The 26,156-nt window shown below is 24.8% G+C and carries 23 protein-coding genes and 2 riboswitches; of the genes, 8 read left to right on the top strand and 15 right to left on the bottom strand.

All coding sequences use genetic code 11. From position 1 onward, the window contains the following. Positions 1–107: 107 nt before the first annotated feature. Positions 108–518, bottom strand: coding sequence for a hypothetical protein (locus NWE74_RS17135; protein WP_258244183.1), 411 nt, complete (start codon positions 516–518; stop codon positions 108–110). Between the two features lie 276 nt (positions 519–794). Between NWE74_RS17135 and NWE74_RS17130 the strand changes: the two genes are divergently transcribed. Further along, complete coding sequence (locus NWE74_RS17130; RefSeq protein WP_258244182.1) at positions 795–1,262, top strand: VanZ family protein; 468 nt, start codon at positions 795–797, stop codon at positions 1,260–1,262. A 120-nt stretch (positions 1,263–1,382) separates the two neighbouring features. Here the strand turns inward: NWE74_RS17130 and NWE74_RS17125 are convergent, their stop codons facing one another. The 4 genes from NWE74_RS17125 to NWE74_RS17110 all read right to left on the bottom strand — a co-directional run bounded on the left by NWE74_RS17125 (position 1,383) and on the right by NWE74_RS17110 (position 5,154). Next, entirely contained in the window at positions 1,383–1,889 is a 507-nt protein-coding gene (locus NWE74_RS17125) for a DUF4829 domain-containing protein (protein WP_258244181.1), read from the bottom strand. A 120-nt stretch (positions 1,890–2,009) separates the two neighbouring features. Continuing rightward, positions 2,010–2,798: a CPBP family intramembrane glutamic endopeptidase gene (locus NWE74_RS17120; protein ID WP_258244180.1), complete on the bottom strand. Its 789-nt coding sequence runs from the start codon at positions 2,796–2,798 to the stop codon at positions 2,010–2,012. A 19-nt stretch (positions 2,799–2,817) separates the two neighbouring features. Further along, the gene (locus NWE74_RS17115) at positions 2,818–3,558 is read right to left on the bottom strand and encodes a CPBP family intramembrane glutamic endopeptidase (RefSeq protein ID WP_258244179.1); all 741 of its coding nucleotides are present in this window, start codon (positions 3,556–3,558) and stop codon (positions 2,818–2,820) included. A gap of 240 nt (positions 3,559–3,798) precedes the next feature. Next, on the bottom strand, positions 3,799–5,154 hold the full coding sequence (locus NWE74_RS17110; protein WP_258244178.1) for a glycosyltransferase: 1,356 nt from the start codon (positions 5,152–5,154) through the stop codon (positions 3,799–3,801). Positions 5,155–5,624: 470 nt separating this feature from the next. Between NWE74_RS17110 and NWE74_RS17105 the strand changes: the two genes are divergently transcribed. The 3 genes from NWE74_RS17105 (at position 5,625) to NWE74_RS17095 (ending at position 9,027) form a co-directional block, all read left to right on the top strand. Then, on the top strand, positions 5,625–6,704 hold the full coding sequence (locus NWE74_RS17105; protein WP_258244177.1) for an MGDG synthase family glycosyltransferase: 1,080 nt from the start codon (positions 5,625–5,627) through the stop codon (positions 6,702–6,704). Then, positions 6,701–7,396 (top strand): polysaccharide deacetylase family protein, encoded by a 696-nt coding sequence (locus tag NWE74_RS17100; RefSeq protein WP_258244176.1) that lies wholly within the window; start codon positions 6,701–6,703, stop codon positions 7,394–7,396. The genes NWE74_RS17105 and NWE74_RS17100 overlap by 4 nt, the downstream gene beginning before the upstream one ends. A 563-nt stretch (positions 7,397–7,959) precedes the next feature. After that, a complete protein-coding gene (locus NWE74_RS17095; RefSeq protein ID WP_258244175.1) occupies positions 7,960–9,027 on the top strand; it encodes a hypothetical protein in 1,068 nt (355 codons plus the stop codon). Positions 9,028–9,383: 356 nt separating this feature from the next. Here NWE74_RS17095 and NWE74_RS17090 read toward each other — a convergent pair whose 3' ends face one another. The 3 genes from NWE74_RS17090 to NWE74_RS17080 all read right to left on the bottom strand — a co-directional run bounded on the left by NWE74_RS17090 (position 9,384) and on the right by NWE74_RS17080 (position 14,368). Next, entirely contained in the window at positions 9,384–11,285 is a 1,902-nt protein-coding gene (locus NWE74_RS17090; protein WP_258244174.1) for a PTS fructose transporter subunit IIABC, read from the bottom strand. A gap of 60 nt (positions 11,286–11,345) precedes the next feature. After that, a complete protein-coding gene (pfkB, locus tag NWE74_RS17085; RefSeq protein WP_258244173.1) occupies positions 11,346–12,266 on the bottom strand; it encodes a 1-phosphofructokinase in 921 nt (306 codons plus the stop codon). Positions 12,267–12,478: 212 nt separating this feature from the next. After that, positions 12,479–14,368 (bottom strand): BglG family transcription antiterminator, encoded by a 1,890-nt coding sequence (locus NWE74_RS17080; RefSeq protein ID WP_258244172.1) that lies wholly within the window; start codon positions 14,366–14,368, stop codon positions 12,479–12,481. Positions 14,369–14,557: 189 nt separating this feature from the next. Here NWE74_RS17080 and NWE74_RS17075 point away from each other — a divergent pair, with 189 nt between their 5' ends. After that, positions 14,558–15,886 carry a sensor histidine kinase gene (locus NWE74_RS17075; RefSeq protein WP_258244171.1) on the top strand — a complete coding sequence of 443 codons (1,329 nt, stop codon included), beginning with the start codon at positions 14,558–14,560 and terminating at the stop codon, positions 15,884–15,886. A 186-nt stretch (positions 15,887–16,072) separates the two neighbouring features. Beyond that, entirely contained in the window at positions 16,073–16,786 is a 714-nt protein-coding gene (locus NWE74_RS17070; protein ID WP_258244170.1) for a LytR/AlgR family response regulator transcription factor, read from the top strand. A 94-nt stretch (positions 16,787–16,880) separates the two neighbouring features. Here the strand turns inward: NWE74_RS17070 and NWE74_RS17065 are convergent, their stop codons facing one another. The 7 genes from NWE74_RS17065 to NWE74_RS17035 all read right to left on the bottom strand — a co-directional run bounded on the left by NWE74_RS17065 (position 16,881) and on the right by NWE74_RS17035 (position 24,223). After that, positions 16,881–17,486, bottom strand: a complete 606-nt coding sequence (locus tag NWE74_RS17065; RefSeq protein ID WP_258244169.1) for a response regulator transcription factor — start codon at positions 17,484–17,486, stop codon at positions 16,881–16,883. 23 nt (positions 17,487–17,509) lie between these two features. Further along, positions 17,510–17,594: riboswitch (cyclic di-GMP riboswitch) on the bottom strand. 635 nt (positions 17,595–18,229) lie between these two features. After that, entirely contained in the window at positions 18,230–18,835 is a 606-nt protein-coding gene (locus NWE74_RS17060; protein ID WP_258244168.1) for a response regulator transcription factor, read from the bottom strand. Positions 18,836–18,858: 23 nt separating this feature from the next. Next, positions 18,859–18,943, bottom strand: a riboswitch (cyclic di-GMP riboswitch). A gap of 417 nt (positions 18,944–19,360) precedes the next feature. Beyond that, positions 19,361–19,981 carry a helix-turn-helix transcriptional regulator gene (locus NWE74_RS17055; RefSeq protein WP_258244167.1) on the bottom strand — a complete coding sequence of 207 codons (621 nt, stop codon included), beginning with the start codon at positions 19,979–19,981 and terminating at the stop codon, positions 19,361–19,363. 153 nt (positions 19,982–20,134) lie between these two features. Further along, positions 20,135–20,737: a response regulator transcription factor gene (locus NWE74_RS17050; RefSeq protein ID WP_258244166.1), complete on the bottom strand. Its 603-nt coding sequence runs from the start codon at positions 20,735–20,737 to the stop codon at positions 20,135–20,137. Between the two features lie 337 nt (positions 20,738–21,074). Beyond that, on the bottom strand, positions 21,075–21,644 hold the full coding sequence (locus NWE74_RS17045; protein WP_258244165.1) for a hypothetical protein: 570 nt from the start codon (positions 21,642–21,644) through the stop codon (positions 21,075–21,077). Between the two features lie 294 nt (positions 21,645–21,938). Further along, complete coding sequence (locus tag NWE74_RS17040; RefSeq protein ID WP_258244164.1) at positions 21,939–23,210, bottom strand: MerR family transcriptional regulator; 1,272 nt, start codon at positions 23,208–23,210, stop codon at positions 21,939–21,941. Positions 23,211–23,440: 230 nt separating this feature from the next. Next, positions 23,441–24,223 carry a tyrosine-protein phosphatase gene (locus NWE74_RS17035; protein ID WP_258244163.1) on the bottom strand — a complete coding sequence of 261 codons (783 nt, stop codon included), beginning with the start codon at positions 24,221–24,223 and terminating at the stop codon, positions 23,441–23,443. A 602-nt stretch (positions 24,224–24,825) separates the two neighbouring features. Here NWE74_RS17035 and NWE74_RS17030 point away from each other — a divergent pair. After that, the gene (locus NWE74_RS17030; RefSeq protein ID WP_258244162.1) at positions 24,826–25,359 is read left to right on the top strand and encodes a hypothetical protein; all 534 of its coding nucleotides are present in this window, start codon (positions 24,826–24,828) and stop codon (positions 25,357–25,359) included. A 156-nt stretch (positions 25,360–25,515) separates the two neighbouring features. Next, positions 25,516–26,130, top strand: coding sequence for a DUF4397 domain-containing protein (locus tag NWE74_RS17025; protein ID WP_258244161.1), 615 nt, complete (start codon positions 25,516–25,518; stop codon positions 26,128–26,130). Positions 26,131–26,156: the final 26 nt, after the last annotated feature.

Genomic DNA, 26,156 nt, shown 5'->3' with positions numbered 1-26,156 from the left:
TACTCCCCTTTATAAAATTACCTTATATATATTAATTCGTTTATCATTATAACAAACCTATCTTAAAATAAAAAAATAAACACTTACTAATAAAGTAAGTGTTTATTTTAAATTTTAGATTTAATTACATTTAGCATTAAATCTCCTTGATTAAGTGCTGATATAGCACTAATTAATAATTGATGACTATTTGATTGATAATAATATTGTAGTTCCAGTAGTGAAATTTGATAATAATTTAAAACTGAAAGTAACGAATAATAAAATGACTTATCTTTATCTTCAGCTTGCTGAATTTCATGTAATATTTCATTTCGTTCTCTATTCAATTCAGATTGAACAAAATCTATATCTTTTTTTATACTATTAATATCTTTACCTTGTAATACAGATAAAAAAACTGTATTTAATGAATTAGAAATTGTATCAACATCACTTAAACTTTTTTTAGGATTAGCAAAGGCTATATTAGTGCAAAGCATAAAAGCTGCAGTTACACATAGTATTTTTTTATACATAAAGACCTCCTATAAATTTTATATTAATAGTATTTGTTTTTTTTTAAGATAAATACTTTAAATAGTACTTTATATATCGAATATAAAAATTACATATTAGAGTTATTATTTTATTAAAATTTTCAATTTTCATAAGTTTTATTGGATATTTTTTAATTTGTAAAATAAATTAATTAGGTTTATAATCATTTAGGGAAATGCTTTGTAGGGGAGAGGTTTTAACATGATAAAAGAAAAAAATAATAGTCAAAAAAATTTACTATTGGATTATTTTCATTGTATTTTTTAGTACTAACATGGATTATTTTATTTAAAATGCAATTTTCATTTCATAGTTTAGTAGGTGTAAGGAACTTTAACTTAATACCATTTCATAGATCTATGATTGTTAATGGTAAAATTGATATAAAAGAAATAATTTATAATGTGATAGTATTTATTCCTTTTGGAATTTACATATGTATGATAAATAATAAATGGAGCCTTTTAAATAAAATATTACCTATAGCTTCAGTTAGTTTTATATATGAAGTATTGCAATTTGTATTTGCTATAGGTGCATCTGATATAACAGACTTTATAGGTAATACGTTCGGTGGCATCATAGGTATTGCAATTTATTTTTTAATTAGCAAATTATTTAAATCAAATCAAAAAATGAATAAAATACTTAACATAATTGCGTTAATTATAACTATATTAATTATTATATTTTTATCATTTCTAATTATAGTAAACTTATAAGATTAAAAATGCTCCTAAGTACAATAAAAGTAATTTAGGAGCATTTTTAATAAGTTACTTCCATGAAATATCGTAACTATTCAGAAACTTAATTGAAGTTAATGTTTTATATAACATCCATTAATAACCAGCTTCTATTATCTTATATCTGCCTTCATCATCCTTAGCTAAAGTATATCGAAAATCATTTATACCAGATTCTTCAGGTTGATTATCTATTTTATATTTAACATCATATGTAACGTCGAGAGTCTTTCCTTCTTTAAACATTATACTTTTTCCGTTTTTTAATTTACCTTCAACTGGTCTAAAAGTAGCTTCCTCTGAGTCTATGTATTTTATATATTTAATATTATTTAATATACCTTTTGAAGGAATAGAAAAACCAAGATATACATGGTCATAATTTTTACAAGTAAAAATACATTCTTTCATAGTATCTATATCTTTTGCATTTATTGCATTTATATAAACTTTCATAACCTCTTTAGCATCTTTGTTCCAATCTGCGCTAAGTTCATATTCATTCCACTCTGAATTAATTTTTTTCTGCTTATAAGTATCTTTCATTAAGAACATTCCAAATACTATAAGTATTAAAATAATTATTATATTTTCCTTTTTCATACGTATTCTCCTAAATTTATAATGTTTCTAATTTATCATACTATTTATTTATAAAATTTCAATAAAAATAGACTAAAATAAGTAAAATACGGATTAAAATATTATTTTCTAATACTTTCTCTAGTAATTATTTATATATATTTTTTCATCTTTTCTAGTCATTTTGTAAATTGAAAAAATCAAACATAATATGGCTACTATTATTAATATAGAATCTAGGATAACACTACCACCTATTAAATTATTATTTATTAGCATCACCATTGAATTAAAAACTATATGTAAAGTAATACTTGCTAGTAAAGAATTATAACGTATATACAATAAAACTAATACTATTCCTGATATAAAAGCTGATAGGTCTTGAATAAGATTACTATGTAATAATCCAAAGATTAATGCTTGTACAATAACTGCACTTATTATATTATAATTCTTTTTTAAATGATCAAATATAATACGTCTAAAAATTATTTCTTCATATATAGGTCCAAATACTGTAACTGCCATTACCTGTACAAGTGAGCTACTTATAATATTTGTTTCATTTTTTATCCCTGTACAATATTGATTCATATAATCAGGAATTAACTCCATTAATAATCCTATGAAATTTGCCATAATAATACTATATCCAATTCCAAATAAAGCAACGTATATTATATTTTTAAAATCCATTTTGTTTAAAAGATTCTTACTCAATAATTTATCATTATCGTCAAAAAACATTAAATTCAATATAATTAATGAAATTAAACTAGCTATAAGATTTAGTGTATATTTATAGCTATCAATACAACTCAAATCTTTACCCAAAATAGATAATATAACCATAATTATTAATCCACCTATGATGTGAGTTATACCTACCCCTATCAATAAACCTAATGATTTTAAAATTTTATTCATATATCCCCCTTCTAATATTTTATTTATCTTTTCTGGTCATTTTGTAAATTGAAAAAATTAAACTTATTATTGCTAATAATATTATTATATATTCTGAAGTATTTGTAATATTAACGAATTCAGGTAGCCACATTCCTATTAAATTAAATACCATATGTAAAATAATGCTTCCTAATAATGAATTAGAATATATATATATTAAAGCTAAAAGTATTCCTCCTATAAAAGCATCTATACTTTGTACTATGTTGCCATGAGCTACTCCAAAAACTAATGCTTGAAATACAATTGCCGTTACTAAACTATAATTTTTTTTAAAATATTCAAATATGATACGTCTATAAAGTATTTCTTCATATATAGGTCCAAAGACTACTATTGCAAGCGCTCCTATAACATTGCTACTTATAGATTCTAATTGATTTGATACGTCTGTATAACTTGGAACTAATGTATGAAGTATTGTTACATATATAGAAGTAAAAACACTAACTCCAAATCCAAATAATATAATATACAATATTTTTTTGCTCTCTACTTTTTTTAATATATCTTTGCTTAACACTTTATTGTTATAATTAGAAAAAATTGAATTCAATATAATTAATGAAACAAAATTTCCTATAGTATTTAAAATGCAAAAATAGTCTCCATCGTCTTTTATAAAAATAGAACATACAAACCCAATAAATATAACACTAATCAAATCTATTATATGTATACCTATACAAAACTCTAATGATTTCAAAATTTTTTTCATGTCTTTCTCCCTAATGACCTATTTATTTCTATTATAATAACTAAATTAAACCATTTATTTTATAAGTCAATAGAAATGCACCAAAATATAGATTTCCGGGAGTAAGTTGATATTAATTATCATTTTTATATCATATTAAATATCAATTCTTTTCACATATTTTAAATAAATTTAACCCAATTAAGTAGTCTATTTATATAGTCTACTTAATTGGGTTAAGTTTGTTTTTTTATAAAGTTTTTACTTCCATACTCTCTTTAGCCCTAAAATCTCTTGCATATAACCATAAAGAGATACTGGAGACATTATCATTTGATATGTTAATAAAAATAAAATTAATCCTAAAAGATTTTTTCTTACTTTTAAGTTCATATCTTTAAAAACATTATACGCCTGATATCTATATAAAATATAAAAACTTACTAGTGTCAAAGGTAATACAAAAATCATCATCGGCCCAACTATATAATACTTGTGAAAAAATACAGCTATTATTAATCCTGGAATCCAGAAAAAAGTATAACTAAAATCCATATAAGGGATTAGTAAATCTATGCCTGTTAAAAATTTAAAGAATACCTTAGGTTGTTGCCATGGCTTAACTTCTCTAATACCTTCAATCATGCCTCTAGCCCATCTTGATCTTTGTTTTGCAAAATGAGATAGCTTTGTCGGTACATCAGTAAAAGCAATAGCTTTTGGTTCGAAATATACTCTTTTATTTTGAGATAATATCTTCCATGTTAATATAATATCTTCTCCGATTGCATCTGCCCATCCTCCAAGATTTCTAACTATGTCAGTCTTATAGATTGAAAATGCTCCTTGGGCCACTAAAGTACCTTGGTATAAGCCTTGCATTCTTTTTATAGATGCTATACTAAGGAAATAATCCCACTCTTGCATTTTAGCTAAAATATTATCTCTACTATTTCTCACTAACATAGATCCAGCTACTGCACATACATCATTAGGTGATGATACCATTCTAGATACCAAATTATTTATTGCATCCTTATGAATTATTGTATCTGCATCAAGAGTTATTACATATTTAGTTTTTACATCTTTAAGACCTTTATTAAGTGCATTAAATTTTCCAGGTTTGGTTTCTTTTATTAAAGTAATATCTGTATCAAAATCTTTTTTAGCCCTTTGAACTTCTGATGCTGTTTTATCAGAAGAGTTATTATCAATTACGATAATGTTTATATTTCCATTATACTGCTGTTCATTTACATATCGTAGTGTATTATAAATACCAGCTTCTTCATTGTAAGCAGCGATTAATAAAGTAACACTTTCAGATGGATGACTGATTTTTCTAGTGGGTTGCTTGTCTAGTAGCAAACTAACTACTAAAAATGCATTCATAAGTCCTGGCACATATGCAACACCGCTAATTATTATAAAAGACCATATAGGTCCAACAACTTCTGATAAATCATGAATCCAAGGTTTAGATATGTTATAAGAAAATACCATCCACAGACAGCTAAGAATTAAGCTAAGAATAAACTTTTGTTTAGTTGTTATATAAATATTTGATTTATCTTTTTTTATACTGTCATCATACTCATAATCAACCTTTTCCATACGAAGTCCTTTCTTAATTATTTTAAACATAATTCGGCATATATCGACTTGATTTATAAGTATAATATATTAAGTTATAAGAGTAAATCTATTTTTGTGAGTTAATTTTTTACATGGAATTTACTGGTTTGATTCTTAATTTTAATACACTTTTATTAATTTAAAGCTACATGATTTATCGCAAGAAAAGTTATCAGAGAAACTATATATTAAGATTCATAGTTTTTAAGTATAATGTTAGTTCTAAAAATTTTTATTCTCTAGTTTGTTTACCTCATCATGCCAATGATATGGATATTTTATTATAAATTCTAAAGAATAAAAATTTCATTTTAAAGTTTTTAGTTTTTGGTACGTGTGGCATATTTTATCATTAAAGCATTATTAAACCTAAAATATTAATATTATTAACAGGAAATACTAAATAATAATTAGCTATATAAAAAATTATATTAGTAAGGAGCGACACGATGAACATATTAATTTTAACTGCTAGTTTTGGTATGGGACATAACTCATCTGCTGTTGCTATCAAACAGGAGCTAAGTAAAAAATATAGTGACTCAAAATGTTTTATTGTTGATATAAATAAATATATGTTCCCCGTTTTACATGAGGTTATTTATAAAGGATTTAATGTGGCAGTTCATAAATGTCATAATATTTATAATTCATTATATAAAATATCTCAAAAGCAAACCAGGATGCCATTAAAAGGCATTTTCATGAAAAAAGTACATGACTTATTAGATGAGTACAATCCAAATATAGTTATATCTACACTGCCTATGAGTTCTAAACTTATATCTGAATATAAGATGTATTCAAATTGTGATTTACCTCTTATTACTTGCATAACAGATGTTAGTGTTCATAGTTCATGGATTAACCCAAAAACTAATATATACTTTGTATCATCTCAAACGAGTAAAGAAAAGCTTTTGAAAAAAGGTATTTTAGAAGAAAAAATTTTTATTACTGGAATACCTGTAAAAGAAGATTTTATAAAATTTAATGATAGGCCTATAGATCCAAATATCAAAAAAATATTAGTTATGGGTGGTGGATTGGGTATAATACCTTTTGATAATAATTTATACAAAGAATTAAATGGTATGAAAAATGTTGAAGTCACAATTATTACAGGTAAAAATAAAAAAGTATTTAATAAATTAAATGGAAAGTATTCAAATATTAATGTTATAGATTATTGTGAAAATGTACATGAATATATGCAGGCATCTGACATTATTATATCTAAGCCAGGAGGAATTACATTGTTTGAGGCTATACACTCTAAACTTCCTATGTTTGTAATTTGTCCTTTCTTAGAACAAGAAATAGAGAATGCCTATTTTATAGAGAAGCACGATATAGGTAAAGTAATATGGAATAAGGACAGTAACTTATCTTCTGAAATAAATGATTTACTTAACAATGAAGGCTATCTTTATGAGGTAAGAGATAAAATGAAAAATATTCAAACAGAGTTAAATAAAATCCAAATTAGTTCAATACTAGATAAATTTAATATACCGAGAGCATTATGATAAAATTATTTATATGGATAATTACAATAATTATTGTCATATTACTTATATACAGTATATTACCCACTTTGTATTATAGAATTTTCAAAATACATGCACCTAAGCATCCAAATAATAAAAATAGTATTTTATTAAGTTTCGATGATGGCCCTAGCAAAGATTATACAAACATGTTTCTAGATTTATTAAAGAAATATAATATTCAAGCAACATTTTTTATTGTAGCAAAAGAGGCTGATAAGAATCAAGATATTATAAAAAGAATAGTACTGGAAGGACATACTTTAGGTTTACATTCCTTAGAACATAAAAGTGCTTTAGTTAAAGGCTATTTATATACTAAATATGATTTTGATGAATCTATAAAAATAATAAAAAAACTAGGTTATAATATAAAATACTATAGACCCCCATGGGGAGAAGTAAATTTATTTACACTTTACTATGTAAAAAAATATAATTTAAATTTAGTGTTATGGAATGTAATGTTGGGCGATTGGTCTCGATATACAAATATAGACAAGATAATAAATCGTCTCTTGTTAAGAGTAGGGAATAGATCAGTTATATGTTTACACGATGGAAGAGGTTCAGCAGGTGCTCCTCTTATGACAATAACGGCATTAGAAACTGTTATCCCGGAATTAATAAAAAAAGGATTTAATTTTAAAAATATAAATGAGTTTTATTAAAGTTATTAAAAATTATTCGTATCATCACAATTATAGCACTCTATTTCCATATTCTTAAGATACTACTCTAGATAGAAAAATAGACTTAAAGAAGACATCTAATTTAGATGTCTTTATTCTTTTAAACTATATATTCAATTTCAATATAATTAATATTTTTTCTATTATTTTGTTTATCAAATTTATACTTCATCATCTGAATAATTTTTCTGCCGTTCAGCAATTATCAAATTTTCATTTTGGAGAATATATTTCATTTGCTTGTAAATTGTATTTTACGCTCAATGATATCTGATATAGTTAACTTTATCATCTTTTTATTGCTTATCATAATGTACTTCTCCTTTTACAAGTTAAGTTTTCACTATTTCAGAGTTTTATATCATATAATATATATTCTAATATTTATCTATATTTCTCAAAATAGTTATTATTGTCATTTATCTTTTAACAATTGGAATGTTATTTAAATTATAATATCTTTATACATAAAGATGTATAATTTCTAATTAATTTTATTTAATACTATGCAATACAAATAAATATATCAGGAGATAATTGAAATGAATAAAAATATTTTAGGCATAAAAATTAATAATTGTATAAATCCAGAAATACTATTGAGGCATTTTGATGATTTTTATATTTCTGCTTGTAATTATGATACTGACGAAAATATATTATATACTTATAATACTAAGACAAATACATTAAAAAAAATATACTCAGTCGATTTAGAAACATTTTTCTTCTGTGATAATCTATCACAAACTATTTACAAATGTAAACAATCAGATAAAGAATTACTTATATATAAAATTAACGATAAAAAATTTAACTGTATATATAAAGAAAATTTATTTAAAAATAATCATTTAGCAGATATTTATTTTATTGATGATAATATATTTATAAAATTACAAGATGATAGTACTAACGTATATCAAAGTTACTTAATCTTAGAAAGTAATAAATATAAAATAGACAATAAGTATTTTTGTAATTCAATATATAGACCATACTATATTAATTATAAAGGGAATATATTTTTAGTTATTGATGAATCTAATTTTCAATCTAATGAGCTTTCAGAAATAACGGAATATAATATAAATAATATAGACCTATTTAATAGGATAACTTTATATAATCTATCCGATTTTATAGAATCAATAAAAAATAATAAAGTAATTTCAAAAAATATTCTAATAGAATCAAATTGTCCTAAAGAATCTGTTCAACTTTTAGGAGTGTATAAAAATAATATTATTGTATTATATAATAAAAATACTCCTGAAGTTTTACTATTCGATATAAATAATAACTTTAAAACTATTAATATTAATAATAATATAATCGATATCCTTAAAGAACAAAAATTATATTATATATATATAAACAAAGAACAACTTGGAATTTTAGATGAAAATCAAAAACAGATATTTAGTGTTAATAACTCAAGTGAAGATAAAAAAGTATCTATTGTTGGAATACATGATTCGAAATATGTAATATATAAAAAAGAGTATTATGAAGATGGAAAAATAGAAACTTATGTACATGATTTAAAGTTTAATAAACATTTTAAATATGATAGTGACTTTGTATTTATTCAAGACACTTTGATTTAAATAATACTTCTTCTGAAATTATTGATTAAACTAAATTTAGATTAATCAATATAAATGAATGTATAAAACTTGTTATTGGGGTAATTAAAATGCCCTTTCATGCAAACATTAATGATAAATCTTAGCATTTATAGTAGAGTATATAGTATCTTTACTTTTTCTTAAATCTCGCAAAATCACTTGATATTATAACTAAATTTTATACACGTAGAAAGGAAAATAAAATATGAAAAATAATATGGTTTTTAGTGGTCCAGAAAAAGATATAAAAAAGTTTATCAAAGAACTTATTTTTGGATTACTTAAATGCTTATAAAGAATTAAAAAAGCTGCCTCAATTATGAGACAGCTTTTTATTATGCTTGTTTATCTAAAGGTTTCTTTAATATTGATAATATGACCATACCAACTACAGAACCTATAGCTATTGCAGCTATATATCCTAAAGGATTTGATACAACTGGTATAACAAATATTCCACCGTGTGGAGCACGAAGTGCTGATCCAAATACCATACTTAATGCACCTGCTGTAGCAGAACCTACTACACATGCTGGTATTACTTTAAGAGGGTCAGCTGCTGCAAATGGTATTGCACCTTCTGTTATAAATGATGCTCCCATTACATAGTTAACTTTACCTGATTCTTGTTGTTCTTTTGTAAATCTATTTTTAAAGAATGTTGTAGCTAAAGCTATTGCAAGTGGAGGAACCATACCTCCTGCCATTACTGCAGCCATTATTTCAAATTGACCTGCATCAAGTGATGCCACACCAAATACATATGCTGCTTTGTTGATAGGACCGCCCATATCTATTGCCATCATGGCACCTAATACTAGTCCTAAAACTACCTTTGAACTTCCGCCAAGACCATTTAAGAATGCTACCATACCATCATTTATACCTTTTACTGGAGGTATAACTACAAATGTCATTATTACACCTATTAGTAAAGTACCAAACAGAGGGAATAATAATACTGGCTTTATACCATCAAGTGATTGTGGTAAGAAACTAAAGAATTTTTTAAGTCCTAATACTAAATATCCTGCTATAAAACCTGCTAGTAAAGCTCCTAAGAATCCTGCTCCACCTTCTTTAGCAAGTATACCTCCTACAAAACCTACTACCATAGCTGGTCTATCAGCAATTGAGTATGCAATGTATCCTGCAAGAACTGGTAACATAAATCCAAATGCATAATCTCCTATTCCTTTAAAGAATGCCGCTAAAGGTGTATTTGAACCAAAATGTTTAGGGTCTATTGCATAATTATCAAATAAGAATGCTAATGCTATTAATATACCACCACTTACAACGAATGGTAACATATTTGAAACCCCATTCATTAAGTGTTTGTATACTTTTCTAAAAGCTGTTTCGTCTTCAGCACTTTCTTGAGTAGCACTTGCTCCTGAGTGATTGTATATTGGAGCATCTCCTTTTGAAGCTCTTTCTATTAATTCATCTGCTTTGTGTATTCCATTTGAAACTTTAGTTATTATAACTTTTTTTCCGTTAAATCTAGCCATCTCAACATTTTTATCAGCTGCAACTATTATACACTCAGCATGTTCTATTTCTTCCTTAGTTAATATGTTTTTAGCTCCTGATGAACCATTTGTTTCAACTTTTATCGAAACTCCTTTTTTCTCACCTGTTTTGTTTAAACTTTCTGCTGCCATAAAAGTATGAGCTATTCCTGTTGGACAAGCTGTTACTGCTAATACTTTAGGATATTTCTTTTCTTTAGATTTTTTAGCTTGTACTTTAGGTTCTGGTTTAGATTCTGGGAACTTTTCACTTTCCTTTTTATCTATTAAGTCTATAAATTCTTCTACTGATATAGCATTTATTAAATCATTTCTAAATTCTTCATCCATAAGTATAGTAGATAATCTAGATAATACCTCTAGATGTGTATCATTTGCTCCATCTGGTGCAGCTATCATAAAGAATAAGTGAGATAAGCTTCCATCAAATGATTCATAATCTATACCTTCTTTACAAATTGCAGCCGCTAGACATGCATTATCAACAGCTTTTGTTTTAGCATGAGGAATAGCTACACCTTCTCCTATTCCTGTTGTACTCATATTTTCACGAGCTATTATTGCACTTTTATATTCTTCTTTATTGTTTAAGTTTCCACTATTATTAACTAAATCTACAAGTTTATCAATAGCTTTCATTTTGTTATCTGCATATAAGTCTAAGCTTACAGATTTTTTATTTATTAAGTCTGTTATTCTCATGTTATCAATTTCCTTTCTTGATATTTCACGTTATCGTGTCTTCATTTTGTAAAATATTTATTAGTTTATATACTCTATATTTATTTGTTCTAATAATTCATTTATAAAATCGCTAGTTGCTAAATCATATGAAAATGCTGTTGCACTTCCACTTGCTGCTCCTAGTTTTAAGGCTTCTTCATAGCTATTATTTTTTAGATATCCTGCTATAAATCCACCAACCATAGAATCTCCTGCACCTACTGAGTTTTTAACTTCTCCTTTTGCAACAGAACTTTTTAAAACTTTATTGTCTTCTGTTACTAAAAGTGCTCCATCTTTTCCCATAGATACTAAAACATTTTTAGCTCCCATTTCTTTTAATTTATTCGCATATAAAACTATATCTTCTGTAGTTTCAAGTTTTACGTTAAACATTTCTTCTAATTCAATATTGTTTGGCTTTATTAAAAATGGCTTATATTTTAAAACATTTAAAAGTAAATTTTTAGTTGCATCAACTACAACCTTTATTCCTTTATTTTCAATCCTTGCCATTATATTTTCATAAAGCTTTTCATCAAGTGTTGAAGGTATGCTTCCAGCTAAAACTAATATGTCATCTTCATTTAGGCTTTCTATTTTTTCATATAACTCATCTAACTTTTCACTTGATATATGAGGACCTTGGCCATTGATTTCAGTTTCTTCATTTGATTTTATTTTTACATTTATTCTTGTGAATCCATTTTCTAGTTTTATAAAATCTGAGTTTAATCCTCTTTCATTTAAAATACTTTCTATATATTGTCCTGTAAATCCACTTATAAATCCTAGAGCATTACTTTTATATCCTAGCTCTTTTAATATTAATGATACATTTATACCCTTACCGCCTGGATAAACATACTCCTCGCTTACTCGATTTATATCTCCTGTAGATAAATTTTTCAATTTAACCACATAATCTATAGAAGGGTTTAATGTTACTGTATATATCATAGATTTCACCTCTACTTTATTTTTCTGTATAACGTTTGCTTAAAGTAACTGACGAAGTCACTGTCTCCATAAAGTGTAGTTCTCACACAGTAACTTAAGCAAAGCTAATTTTTTCTTCGATTTATTTTTATGTTGTGTATCTCTTGTATTTATAATAACCGGAAATCTTTTTCCTTGAAAGTCAAAAAATTTCTCTTAATTAAAAGAGAAATTTATCGTTTAAACATATTTGAGAACTTTTCAAAGTTCTTATTTTCGCATATACTTATTACTTTTGCTATAGAATCTACCCTTTTGTAGATATTTAAAAATAATTCTTCATAGTCAAGTATCTTATCTTTATCAACTGCTAACATTATAACAAGTCTAACTTTACCTATCTCCCAATTTATCGGGTTTTTAAGTATTCCAATAGCAACTTTACTTTCATATATTATTCCGTTAGCTCCATGAGGTATAGCTACCATATTCCCTATCTCAGTTGTTGCTATTTGCTCTCTTTCTAAATAAGATTGCTTCATATCCTTATCTATATATTTATACTCAATTAACTTATCTGCCATGTAATTTATTACTTCTTCTTTAGTTTCTAAATCTATGTCTATAAAAAATAATTTAGTCTCTATTAAGCTCTCTACCTCTAAATCCATATATACATTACCTGTTTCTATGTATTTTTCAATCATTTTTATCTCTTTATCAGTAAGCATTGCAGATACATTTATTACAGGTATATTTTCTAATTGAAGTGGTACTGTTGATATTACAAAATCTACATCTATAGCATTTATATAATCTACTAAATAGGATGGTATTATTTTAAGTATCTCTAATCTATCTTTGAATATATTTTCTAATTTAGATTTTATAAGCATGGATGTACCTATACCAGAAGTACATACTATTATAGTTTTTAAAACTCTTTTTTCATTACCCTGAGATGATCTTTCTATTGCTCCTCCTACATGAAGCGCTATACTTGAAATTTCTTCTTCACTTATATTTATATCCAGATTTTTTTCTATAGTTTTTTTAGCTATTTTTGCTAATTCAAATGCAAATGGATATTTTATTTTTATATCATTTAGACCAATTAGATTTTGATTTATTCCTAACTTAGTCCTTTTATATAAATTGTTTATATGATTATATAAACATTCTTCAAATATTTTATCATCTATTATATCTATTGATGTTGCTGTTTTTAAGTTTTGAGTAAATTCTTTTATAGAGTTTAAAATAAGTTCTTTGTTTTTATTATTGTTTAATATATCATTTCTTTTGTTTTTGTAATCTATTATATATTTTTTTATATATTCTTTTTCTGATTTTAATATTTGCTCTTTTGATGATATTGTTTTGATTTTTTCATATATAATATTTGATTTTAACTCATTTTCATATATTTCATCTATATTTCTACTTAATGATATTAGTATAAAGTTTAATATATTTTTAAACTCTATATCTGTTAGTATCATTTTTTCATCATTTAATATATCCAAAATCATATTTTTTATTGAAAATATATTATTTTTTATACTAGGCTTTAAAAAATCACTTATACTTAATTCATTTTCTTTTTTATTGCATAAGTCCGATATACAAGCTACGATATCTTTTTCTCTCCCTAAAACTAGTATTCCTTGCTTATGCTTTGTCGCTACTTTTATATTATACTCTTTTAAAATTTCTTTAACTTCTTTTAAATCATTTTTTACTGTCGATACACTTACATACATTGAATCTGCTAAGTCTTCAAGTTTTATGGCTTCTTCATTTCTTAAATTTAATAACTCTTTTATAATATATCCTACTCTATCTATATCATTGTATATATCTTTATTTAAATCTAACTCTTCTAAGCTACCCTCTATCTTATATCCTACACCTCTTATTGATACTATTTTTCCTTTTTTAATTACTTTATTTATTTCTTTTATCTCGCTTTGTATTGTTTTAGTTGAACATCCTATAGCTTGACTTAGTGCAATACTGCTCATTGGTTCATTACTACTTAATAGTGTTTTGATTATGTTTAATTGCCTTGAAGTTGTGTTTATCATTATTCTCATCACCATATCCCATTTATTCCAAATCATTTATTCTCTTATTTATAATAATATATTATACCTATTTTCTATTTATCTAAATATACAATAAAAAATTTTTAATATATATATTTTTTTAGGTTATGCTTTTATTATAGGCTATATTTTCACCTTATTTTTTTATTTTGTGATATTATTTATTTATGTTTAAATATTTATAGCAATTTTAGGAGTAGTAATATGGAACTTTTTATATCATCTTTAGCTTGTATGAGTGTTACTGTTTTGGTATTTACTTTTATTACACATCATACGTTTAAACACAAACTTAAAATACCACCTACTAGAGTATATATTTTAATGTATCTAGTATTTATTGGCTTTAAAAGTTTACTTTCACATTGGTGGCATTTAGATTTAATTAGTTTATCTGTTGGTGAATTTTTAAATCTAGGATTTAACATAGTATATTTTTATTTATTTTATTTTTTAGTTAATGATAGCCTCTATAAATGTTGTCTTGTATATATATTTCAATTACAATATACAGGAATTTTATACTGGATATCATCTTTAGCTGTGTCAAAATATGAAAAGTTTTTCTCTGTAAAATATTATATATATGTTACTTTATTTGAGTTATTATTATTTTTAATAACCATTATACCTATAAGGAATTTTTTAGATAAAGTAGTTATTCCAGCTTTAGAGATAAGTAATATTAAAATATGGAAGTTTGTTGTTTTATCTCAACTTGGATTTTTTGTTATTAAGTTTTTAGCAATAACTTATATAGATATAGAATCTAGATTTTCATTATTTTATTTGCCAATACAAATATTTTTATTTATAGAGTTTTTTATTTTATATTATATTCAGTTTCAGTTTATCAAAAATGTTAATTCTAATTTAACACTAGAAAGAAATTCTTTATATATAAAAAATCAACTTGATTTACAAAAGAACCAATATGAAAAATTAAGTAATTATATTTGTGAAACAAAAGCTCTTAGGCATGATTTAAAACACCATATCGCAATTATGAAAAGTTGTATAGAAAATAAAAAATATGATCAGTTAAAAAAATATATTTGTCAATATGAAAGTAATTTATCTTATAAATTTAATTCTGATCTTTGTAAAAACTTTGCTATTAATTGCCTTTTAAATCATTATATTAATCTATGTAATATAAACAACATAGATATGAATATTTGTGTAGATTTGCCTAATACTATTAATGTACTCGATTCTGATTTATGCATTATATTTGGAAATTGTATAGAAAATGCTATAGAAGCTTGCCTCAACTTAAGTAAAAATAAATTTATCAATATAAATACTAAGATTTATTTTGATATGATTATTATAACTATTGATAATAGCTATAACGGAAAGTTAAAGAAAAAAGATGATATATTCTTATCATCTAAACGAGATTTCAAATATGAAGGTATTGGTATTTCTTCGGTTTTACAAATTATAAAAAAGTACGATGGAATTATAAGATTTAATTCTGATAACAATAAATTTGAAGCATCTATAATGCTACATGAAAATAAAATATAATAATCCAAAATCATTAGTATAATAAAAAGGAAGGATTTAATATTTAGTAAATAGTTCTTTTTTATTATGTTACCACTTATTACGTAAAACCCCCTTTAATATCGTAATTTTACCTCTCTTGAGATTCTAAATAAATATTGTTTTATGCTATAATTTTATATATAAATCTAGCGAGGAGTGTTTAATTTGCGTATTGCAATATGTGATGATTGTAAAGATGACTTAAAACATTTGACTAATCTTATTAATAAATACAGCTTGCTAAATACTTTAAATGTGGAAATTATGCAATATGAATGTGAAGAAAGTTTATTTAATGATTTAGAAAAAGATTATTTTGAAATTATTTTTCTAGATATTTATATAGATAAATCACTTGGAATCGATGTAGCAAAAAAAATAAGAGAAATAGATAATAACTGTTTAATTATTTTTACTACAATTAGTCCCAATTATGCTTTAGATGCTTACTCTGTCCATGCTATTGACTATTTGCTAAAGCCAATTGATTTTGACATATTTGAAAAAACACTTAATAGATGTGTTAATTTCTTTCCAGATTCATTTAAGTTTATTCAAGTTTTGTCAAATAGACTTATGATAAAAATTCCTCAGAAAAACATTATATTTATTGAAGTATTTAATAAGTATTGTTTAATACATACAACTGATGGTGTGATAAAAACGTATATGTCTTTATCTAAACTTGAAACATTGATTGAGAGTAATGTATTTTTAAGATGTCATAAAAGCTATATGATTAATATGAAACATATAGAACAGATTTTAGAAAATGATTTTTTATTAAAAAATGGCACAAAAATTCCTATTAGCCAAGATAAAAAGCTTGTATTTAAGCAAGAATATATTGATTATCTATTCAAAGTAACTAGAAGTTAAATATATTTTTTAATGGCGTATAGACTTGTAGACACTATAAATTACTATGGTAATAGTGCCTACATTTTTTTATGCTTAATTTTTATAGTTATTATTAAAAGCCTACAATACCTTTATCGTAGGCATATAAAGCTGCTTGCATTCTATCCTTTAAGTTTAATTTAGCAAATATATTACTTGTATGTTTTTTTACTGTATGCTCGGTTATATATAGCTCTTTTGATATTTCTATATTTGTTTTTCCTTTTGCTATACAAATTAATATTTCTTGCTCCCTCTTTGTTAGTTCAGATATAGTTTCTGTATCTCCATGAGATATATAATTTTCTATTAAATCCGCATCATAATATTTTTTACCCTTGTCTAATTGCTTAACTGCATATCCTATATCTTCTGAGTCTATATTTGCTAGTATATACCCATCTATACCTATTTTCATGCAGTGCGCAAATAATGTCCTATCTTCATAAAAATCTAGCACCATAACCTTTGAATTACACTCATTTTTAACTTTCTCTAGCTCATATAAATACTTTTTATTATTTTTATTTAAGTCCACTATTATTAAGTCATAATGTTCTTTATATATATCTGTATACAAATGACTTTCTTTTATGCTAGCTACGCACGATTCAGCTGATATAATTTCGACTATACCTCTTCTTATAATTAAAGATTCAGATATTATAATAGCTTTCATATTTTTCCCCCCAACAAATATTAAAGTTATTTAGCCGGTTGCACTACTGGCTCTGTATACCTCTAAGTGCCCAAATACAAGATATACTTCATAGCTTCTAAATACTTACTCTTTTCCTATATTTAACTACTCCTACAAAATAACTTATGCACTTATTATATATCCTAATATTACTATTCATAATCAGTACACAGCGGTATTATGCCTACTACCAAAGTATAATCCGTTCTACTTTTCTGTATATATACCGACCTTTTTTTCATTAAATATAATTTGAAAATGTATAATTTTTAATAAGTTTGTATATACATTTTTCTAGTTTTTTAGTGTTTGTACTATTAGCTACTTTATCTTTAGTTGACAAAAAACATATCTTTTATATAACTAGGAATGTTTTTATACTTATTTGATTTGATTTGATTTTATATATTTCTTTTTATTAATTAATAAAAAGTCTTGCACACAATTAAAAAATAAAGCTTAAATTATGTTATTATCTCTATATATTAAATATATATATTTTTCACAAAAAAAAACTTTAAATTCTATAAAACGTCATTTAATGGTGTAAACACCTTAAGCAACGTATAAAATCATTGGCACTATGAGCAAAATGATCTTTTCAATAAAATTTCGGTTAATTCAAATATATAGATTATATATAAATTTAAAATATTATAACTATCTTAGACATAAAAAAGCTAACTTAAATATATATTTAAACTAGCTTTGATGTTTATTATTTAAAATTGTACAAGTCCTTTATTATATGCATATAACGCTGCCTGCATTCTATCTTTTAAGTTAAGTTTAGCAAATATGTTACTAGTATGCTTTTTAACAGTATGCTCTGTTATATATAATTCCTTTGATATTTCTATATTTGTTTTTCCTTTTGCTATATATATTAATACTTCTTGCTCTCTTTTAGTTAATTCTTCTATATCTTCATTTTCACCTTTGAATATATAATTTTCTATAAGTTCTGCATCATAGTATTTTTTGCCTCTATATAATTGTTTCACTGCATATCCTATATCTTCTGAGTCTATATTTGCTAATATATACCCATCTATACCTGATTTCATACATTTTGAAAATAGCGTTCTATCTTCATAAAAATCTAGCACCATAACCTTTGTATTTGTAGTTTTCTTTAAATGCTCCAGGTCATATAAGTACTGCTTATTATTCTTATTTAGATCTATAAGTATTAAGTCATAATCTTCCTTATATATATCTGTATATAAATGACTTTCTTTTATACTACTTATATATTTTTCTTCTGATAAAATTTGTACGATTCCTCTTCTTATTATTAATGATTCTGAAATTACAATAACTTGCATATTACCCCCTACTTAAATATATCAAGTTATTTAGCCGGTTGCACTACTAGCTCCGTATACCTCTAAGTGCCCAGATACAAGGTATACTTCTTCACTTCTAAATACTTCTTTATTCTTTTGTTTATAAATTATAATTCTTATTATTTTTATTAATATTATTCCAATTACTAACTATTTACACTATATAGTATACATTTTTATTAATTATTAGTAATCATAAATTGTAAGTAATTTTAGGTATACTAAAGTATAATTCAACCACTTTATATCTACACTTTTCTTTTTCATACTCGATAATTCGATTTTATTCTATCATTTTTATTTTTTATAATTATTATTATCATTTTTTTTTATTTTTAATTTTAATAAAAATTTTATACTTTACTATACATAGTTTCCTTTTTTATATTTTTTAGTTCAATTAATATCGGTAGCATCTAGTATTTTTACATTCACTATAAAATAAAGATTCTCTAATATAAAAAAGAACCTTCAATTATTAATCGAAAGTTCTTCTTATATCATTTAATTACTTTGTACTAAATTATTATCTCTTGCATAAATTATTATATCTTGTCTATTTTTCAAATGTAGTTTATGCAAGATACTACTTACATGTTTTTTTATTGTATAATCTGTTACTGTTAGAGCTTTTGCTATTTCTTTATTGCTAAACCCCTTACAGACATAAGTTAATACATTAAACTCTCTTTGAGTTAACTTTACATTAGTAGCACCAATTTGATTTTCTATACTTTCTTGTAATAACTCTGAATCATAAAACTTTTTACCCATCATGATTCTTTTGACAATATATATATACTCTTCTTTATCTAAAATATTTAATATATATCCATCTACTCCAAGCTTAACTAATTCTAAAAATAAAGTCTTATTTTTTCTAACATCCATGACCATTATTTTTATATCTTGAGATACATTTTTTATTTTATCTACTATATGCACGATTTCTGTATCTCTTATAGTAGCATCTATAAATATAAAGTTAAAATTACTTAAGTCCTTAGTTTCAAATTCATTTTTATTCGAAGCTGATTCTATATAAACTTGATCAAACATTTCTTGAAATAAATTGTTTAAAGAATCTCTAACTATAAAGGACTCTGATATAATAAATACTTTCATATTTTACCCCCTAATTTATATCATCATCTATCAAATTACTCATTTCTTTATATTCTAACTAAATTGCAAATAAAAATATATTAACTAATTTGACTATATATATTATCCTATAGAGTTATTCAATTTATATTTATTGCTACCATTTAGTATAATTTAACTAAGTTTCTGGTTGTATATTATAACTTCTTGCCTATTTTTTAATTCTAATTTTTGAAGAATGTTACTTACATGCTTTTTTACTGTACACTCAGCTATGTACAGTTTTTCTCCAATTTCTTTATTATTTAACCCCTTAGCAAGTTCATCTAAAACTTGCCTTTCTCTTTTACTTAAAATATCTAAACCTTTTATATCATTATAGATTATTTTTTCTATAGCCTCTGATTCATAGACCCTTTTACCATTTTTTATCTTTTCAAAATGATATTTAAATTCATCTTTGTCTATCACATAAAGCAAATAACCCTCTATTTTAGATTTTATAGCCATTTCAAGTATCTGATTACTTTTAGTTCGATCTAGCACCATAACTTTTACATTTGGTGAGACTCTCTTTAATAAGCTTATAGTGTCTAATTCATCCTTATTTTTATACACAATTTCAATAAATATAAAGCTAAAATTTAATAATTCATGTTTATCTATTTTACTAAGAGATTTAATCGATATTACTTCCCTGGTTGTTGAATATTGTCCAAATAAATTTCCTAAAGATTCCCTAGTCATAAATGATTCTGACACTACTAATATCCTCATAAATTTCCTCCTTTTCCAAAAGATTAAGTTTTTATTTATTTAGAAAAGTAGTTTTGAATAACTATATTTAATCTATATTATCCATTTCGTATTTTATCATAACATTTAACATTAAAACGTTTTTTTCGTTCTCCTTTTTTCTACATTTTTTTATTATTTTTTCACTTTTGCACTTAAAAAAAGAAACCATTTACTAAAAATAGCTTCTTTTTTTAATTTAACGACTTAATTTTAAGTATAAAAACATTTTTTATAATAAAATATAAAGTTTTTTTATACTTTTTCTTTTAGGAATATAGTTGATTTTTTTGGTATTTTTTTTATTCCTGTCATTTTTTTACTTTTCATACGAATTCAAATTTATTTCCGGTAATACAGGTGATCTATTTTCCGTTGTAGCCTGATCATTTTCAGTTGTATCTTCCTCTTGTGATGGTGGTTGTACATCTGGTGTTTCTGGGTTTTGTGAATCATCTGTTGGAGGTTCAACACTTGGCTTGTCCTGTATTTCTTCTTCAGCTGGTGGTTGAGTTGGAGGTTCTGGTTTAGCATTATTATTTGAATTATTATTTGATCCATTATCAGGCTTTGTATAGCTTGGCTTATTTTGTGGCTTGATTATTGGCTTATAATCATGTTCTACTTTATTATTTTCATCATTTGTATCTGTGTTTGGATTCTCTTGTTTTTCATCTTGTATTTTTACTTCTTCATCAAGTTTTGTATCACTTACAGCTTTAACAACTTCAGCTGTTTGTACTTCTTTTTCTATTGTTATTTCTGATTGGCTTTTGTAGTTTCCGTTATCCGCTACAACCTCTTCCATCTGACTCATCGTAAGTCCTGAAGATACTAAAGCAGCCGTAATAACACCACCTATAATAATCTTTTTTTCCTGCTTAATCATAATAGTTTCTCCTTTTTAATATTTTTAATATAAAATTTATATTCATTATATTCTCGTAAATAAATATCTAAACCTTTATAAATATTTCCCTGTCATTCATTGTAAATTTACATTTTAGGCTATTAAAAAAAAATATCTATGATTATAGTGATGATTGTTGTTTTATCTTTTAGTTGTGTGTCTTAAAATAAAGCAATAATACTTAGAAATTAGTATCTATATGACATAAAAAATTTGCTTCGCCTAAACAAAAATAAAACACTAGATTTAAATTTTCTAGTGTTTTTATTAATATTAATATTCAATTATTCTTAAAAATCTATCTACATATTTTTTATCAAAATAACATAACTTATAATTTTCTTTTGACGATACTTTTTTAGCTTTAGTATTATCAACAATTAATTTATCAAATACCTCAAGTTCTAAGTATGTATCTTCATAAGCGCTACTTGCTTGATAGAAGTTTATTTTTTTATTATCATTTAATGTTACTATGTAATAAAAATCCCCTGGTTGACCACCGAACAACTTTCGTTGTTTTCCTATAAATCCTGCACTAACTTCACTAATATCATCATATGTATATTCAGTACCAAAAGGATTGTAAAAACTATAATCAACAATTTGAGTTTTAGTTACCACAGTAATGCCCGTAATGCCCATATATAATAACACTAAATTTAATATTATTACCTTGATAAAATTGTTTTTCATAAAATCAAATATACATGTTGCCCACTGCCACTCTACATTTTTTATACGTGTATATAAAAATGTTATAAGTAATATAAATATCTCTACCTCAAAAAATAAAGATATATAACTATAAGGAGCTTTATACATATACATTATATAATCATCCGGTACAAATATAAGTGCTTGTAACTTACCTATAAATACATATATAAATAAAGTTAAAATTAGAACTAATATTATACCTACTATAAAGCTAATTGTTCCACCGAACTTTTTATCATTTTGACTTAGATATTTCCTCCAACTTAAAGTAAGTACTACTGTTGCTATTATGCATAACATACTTTTTAATCCGATTGACTCATAGTTCTTTTCATTGATACTAGTATAAAATGTTATAAATGGACTTGACCATATTAAAGTAATTAGTAATTGAAATAATAATGAAGACTGACCAAGCTTATTTATCTCTGTTATAAGTTCTGTGTATTCTTCTGTCTCAATATACTCTAACTCATCTGAATATTTATTTAGATCAATATCTACATTTTTATTTATATCTTTTAATATTTCCCGGATAATATCTTTTTTGCTTTCAAAAGTGATTTCTTCTTCTTCTATTTCCCTTATTCTGTCTTCAAGTACTTTTTTTAGTGAAATTTTTTTATTATTAAGTTCTTTTATTTTAGAAATTGAAACTCCTAATTTCCTCAGATTCTTAATGTACTTTAATTCTTCAATATTATTCTCATCATAAACTCTATATGAATTAGAATTTCTTTTTACAGATATTAATCCTTCATTTTCATAAAAACGAATTGTATTTGCTGACAAACCCGTAAGCAACTCTGCATCTTTAATTTTCATAATTTACTCTCCCTTGCATTTTAGCTATAATATATCTTTATTTAACACCTTACAGCAACTATAATGTCAATATTTTCCTTTAAAATATTTTATAGTTTTTCTATATTTAAATCAATAGATAGCTAAAACAATTGAAATATCAAATATTTTTACTACTTTTAAAATTTATAGTAAATTATTATATAAAAAAGTTCCTAGACTAGTATAAATAACTAATTAGGAACTTTCATTTAAAAATTTTTAAATATTTTAGATAAGAAGCCTTTCTTTTCAGATGGATCTATTGCTTTACTTGTATCTATATCTTCATCTTTTATGACACTTTTCGGATTTTCTATAAATAATTTATTGGCTGTGCCTGGTTTATATTTATTGCATACATGCTGATATGCATCTTTCATTAAAGGTCTTCTATTTTCTGATCCGTGTGCATCTGTACCCACAAAATGAACCATATTTTGTCTCATAAGTGTCTCGCAAGTACTATTTAAAGAACCTAATGACTTATTCACTACACTAGAAGCATTAACTTGTACAAGAGCTCCTTCTTGTATAGCATCATATATTATACCTGGATTTTTTTGAACTTCTGCATACCTTTCTACATGAGCAAGTATTGGCTTATATCCCTTTAACTTAAATTCATATATTATCTCACAAAGTTTTTCAGGAAATTTTACATGAGAAAACTCAATTAAAACATACTTACTTCCATTTAAAGTATATATTTTACTCTTTGCTATCTGATCTAATAATTCATCACTATAATAAAGTTCATTGCCAGTTAATACTTCTAAGTCTATATTATTTTCTTTTAATGCTTTATTAAAGTTTTCTGCTTCTTTAGAAACCTTTTCTATTGATTCCTTATCAAAATCTGGATGATAATGAGACGTATTTATTATAGTTTTTATTCCTTCGCTTTGAGCAATCCTTGCCATTTTTAAAGCTTCTTTCATATCTTTTGCTCCATCGTCTATACCAGGTAATATATGGCAATGTATATCTATCATTTATAAAATTCCCCCTAATAGAATTTCTTTCATAATTACTTCTATTCATACAAATTCATCCATATGTATAATATAAAACCTTTAAAATACTTTAAGGAGGATGTTATGAATAAAAAAGATGACTTAATACCACCTATAGCCTTTGTGATATTAATGTTATGTGTAATAATGATGTTATTTTCATTTTGTATAAAACTAATCCGCTTAATATTAAATACATTTGTATATTTGACAGGATTAATAACAATATTAATCGCTGTAGCTTTCTTTATCTGTATAATTGTCTTTTGCTTTAATCAATTATGTAAACACTGTCGATCTTACAAACGATCTGTGCTAACTGTTAAAGATGTTTTTAACTTAATAGTAAAATCAGAAATGATAATACTAATTAACTTATCAATTATGTATACTATTTTATTTGTTCTATGTAGAATTTAATATTGACTATTCCGATAGTTTTGGTACTACCCTTATACGCCTTACGTGTAATACTCATTAGGTATACTAAAGTAGTAAATGACATTTCTAATATATTTATATGTATACTTTCCAAATACTTGGCTATAAATTAAATATTATTATTTTAAAGGAGTATTAATATGTTTAGATTTATTAAATTTATAGCTATTGTAGGTGTATTATTTCTAGGAATAAGTGTATTTAATGATATGAAATTTTCTTCTAAAGGCTTAATTTCTAATAACACTGAAATAAAAGAAACAACTAAAGCTAACAAATCAAAGACTAATAATAGTGTTAAATTAGATGGTACTAAGAAAAATAAGACTACTAATAATGCTGTTGGTGACAAAGCTAAAAAGTCTGATAATGATTACAGTATCTTAGTTTCTTCTAATGATTATAATGCTGTTGTTTCTTTAGATGGTGATACTAAAAAGCTTGATGTTAAGGAAGTTGGTAAGGATTTAGATAAGGTTGTTTCTGATAATTATATAAATCTTAGTGACAAGGATTTAAAGTATCTTGAGGAACATAAAGATGAGATTTTAAATAGCTTTAAAGATGGAAGTTTAATGGATAAGTATAATTTGGTTAATGATATGCTTAGCAAGTATGATAATGATATAAGTAAAACTGATCTTATAAATATAGCAGTAAAGTACCTAAAGTAATTTAGGTACTTTTTATAACTGGCGAAGTCGTTGGCAACATAAAGTGTAACCCCTATGAAGTGACTTATACAAAGTAAATTTTTTAATGTAACCTTTAAAATTATACTTGCATACTATTATATGGTAAAAGTATGGATTTAAAGGGGGATAATAAATATGGATTGTATGAAAATGCCTAAAGATAGCTCTTTAGTTAGAGTTTTTCATGCTTCACCTCAAGCACCGGCTGTAGATGTATATGTTAATGGTGATCTTTCAGTTGAGAATCTTAAGTTCATGGATTTCTCTCAATATATACCTTTAAAAGAAGGTGACTATAACATAGATGTATATGTAGCTGGCACAAAAGAAAATCCTGTTATAAGTCAAGTGTTGGAAATTGATGATAGTGATATATATACTGTAGCTGCTACAGGAAACTTAGATGATTTATCTCTAATAGTTATTGAGGATTCTATATCTCAACAACCATTTGACATGTATAGCTTTTTCAGAGTAGTTCATCTATCTCCAGATGCTCCTGCTGTAGATGTTTTAGTTAATGATAAAAAAGCTTTTGAGGATATTGAGTTTAGAAAAGGTAGTATGTATCAAGGTGTATCACCTGGACAATATAGTATTAAAATTGTGTTAAACAGTGATGGTACAGTAGTATTACCTTTAAAGATTACTTTGAAACCAAATAGAATATATACTATATATGTGCTTGGAAACGCATCTAATTTGAGTGCTATTCAAAGTGTTGATGGAAATACTACTGTATGTAGATAGTAAAAAATGAGTTAGCTCTATGTTGA

It is taken from the genome of Romboutsia lituseburensis (assembly GCF_024723825.1).
Lineage (GTDB): Bacteria > Bacillota > Clostridia > Peptostreptococcales > Peptostreptococcaceae > Romboutsia_F > Romboutsia_F lituseburensis_A.
Note: the sequence above shows the minus strand (reverse complement) of the source record. Positions and strands in the feature narration are given on the sequence as shown.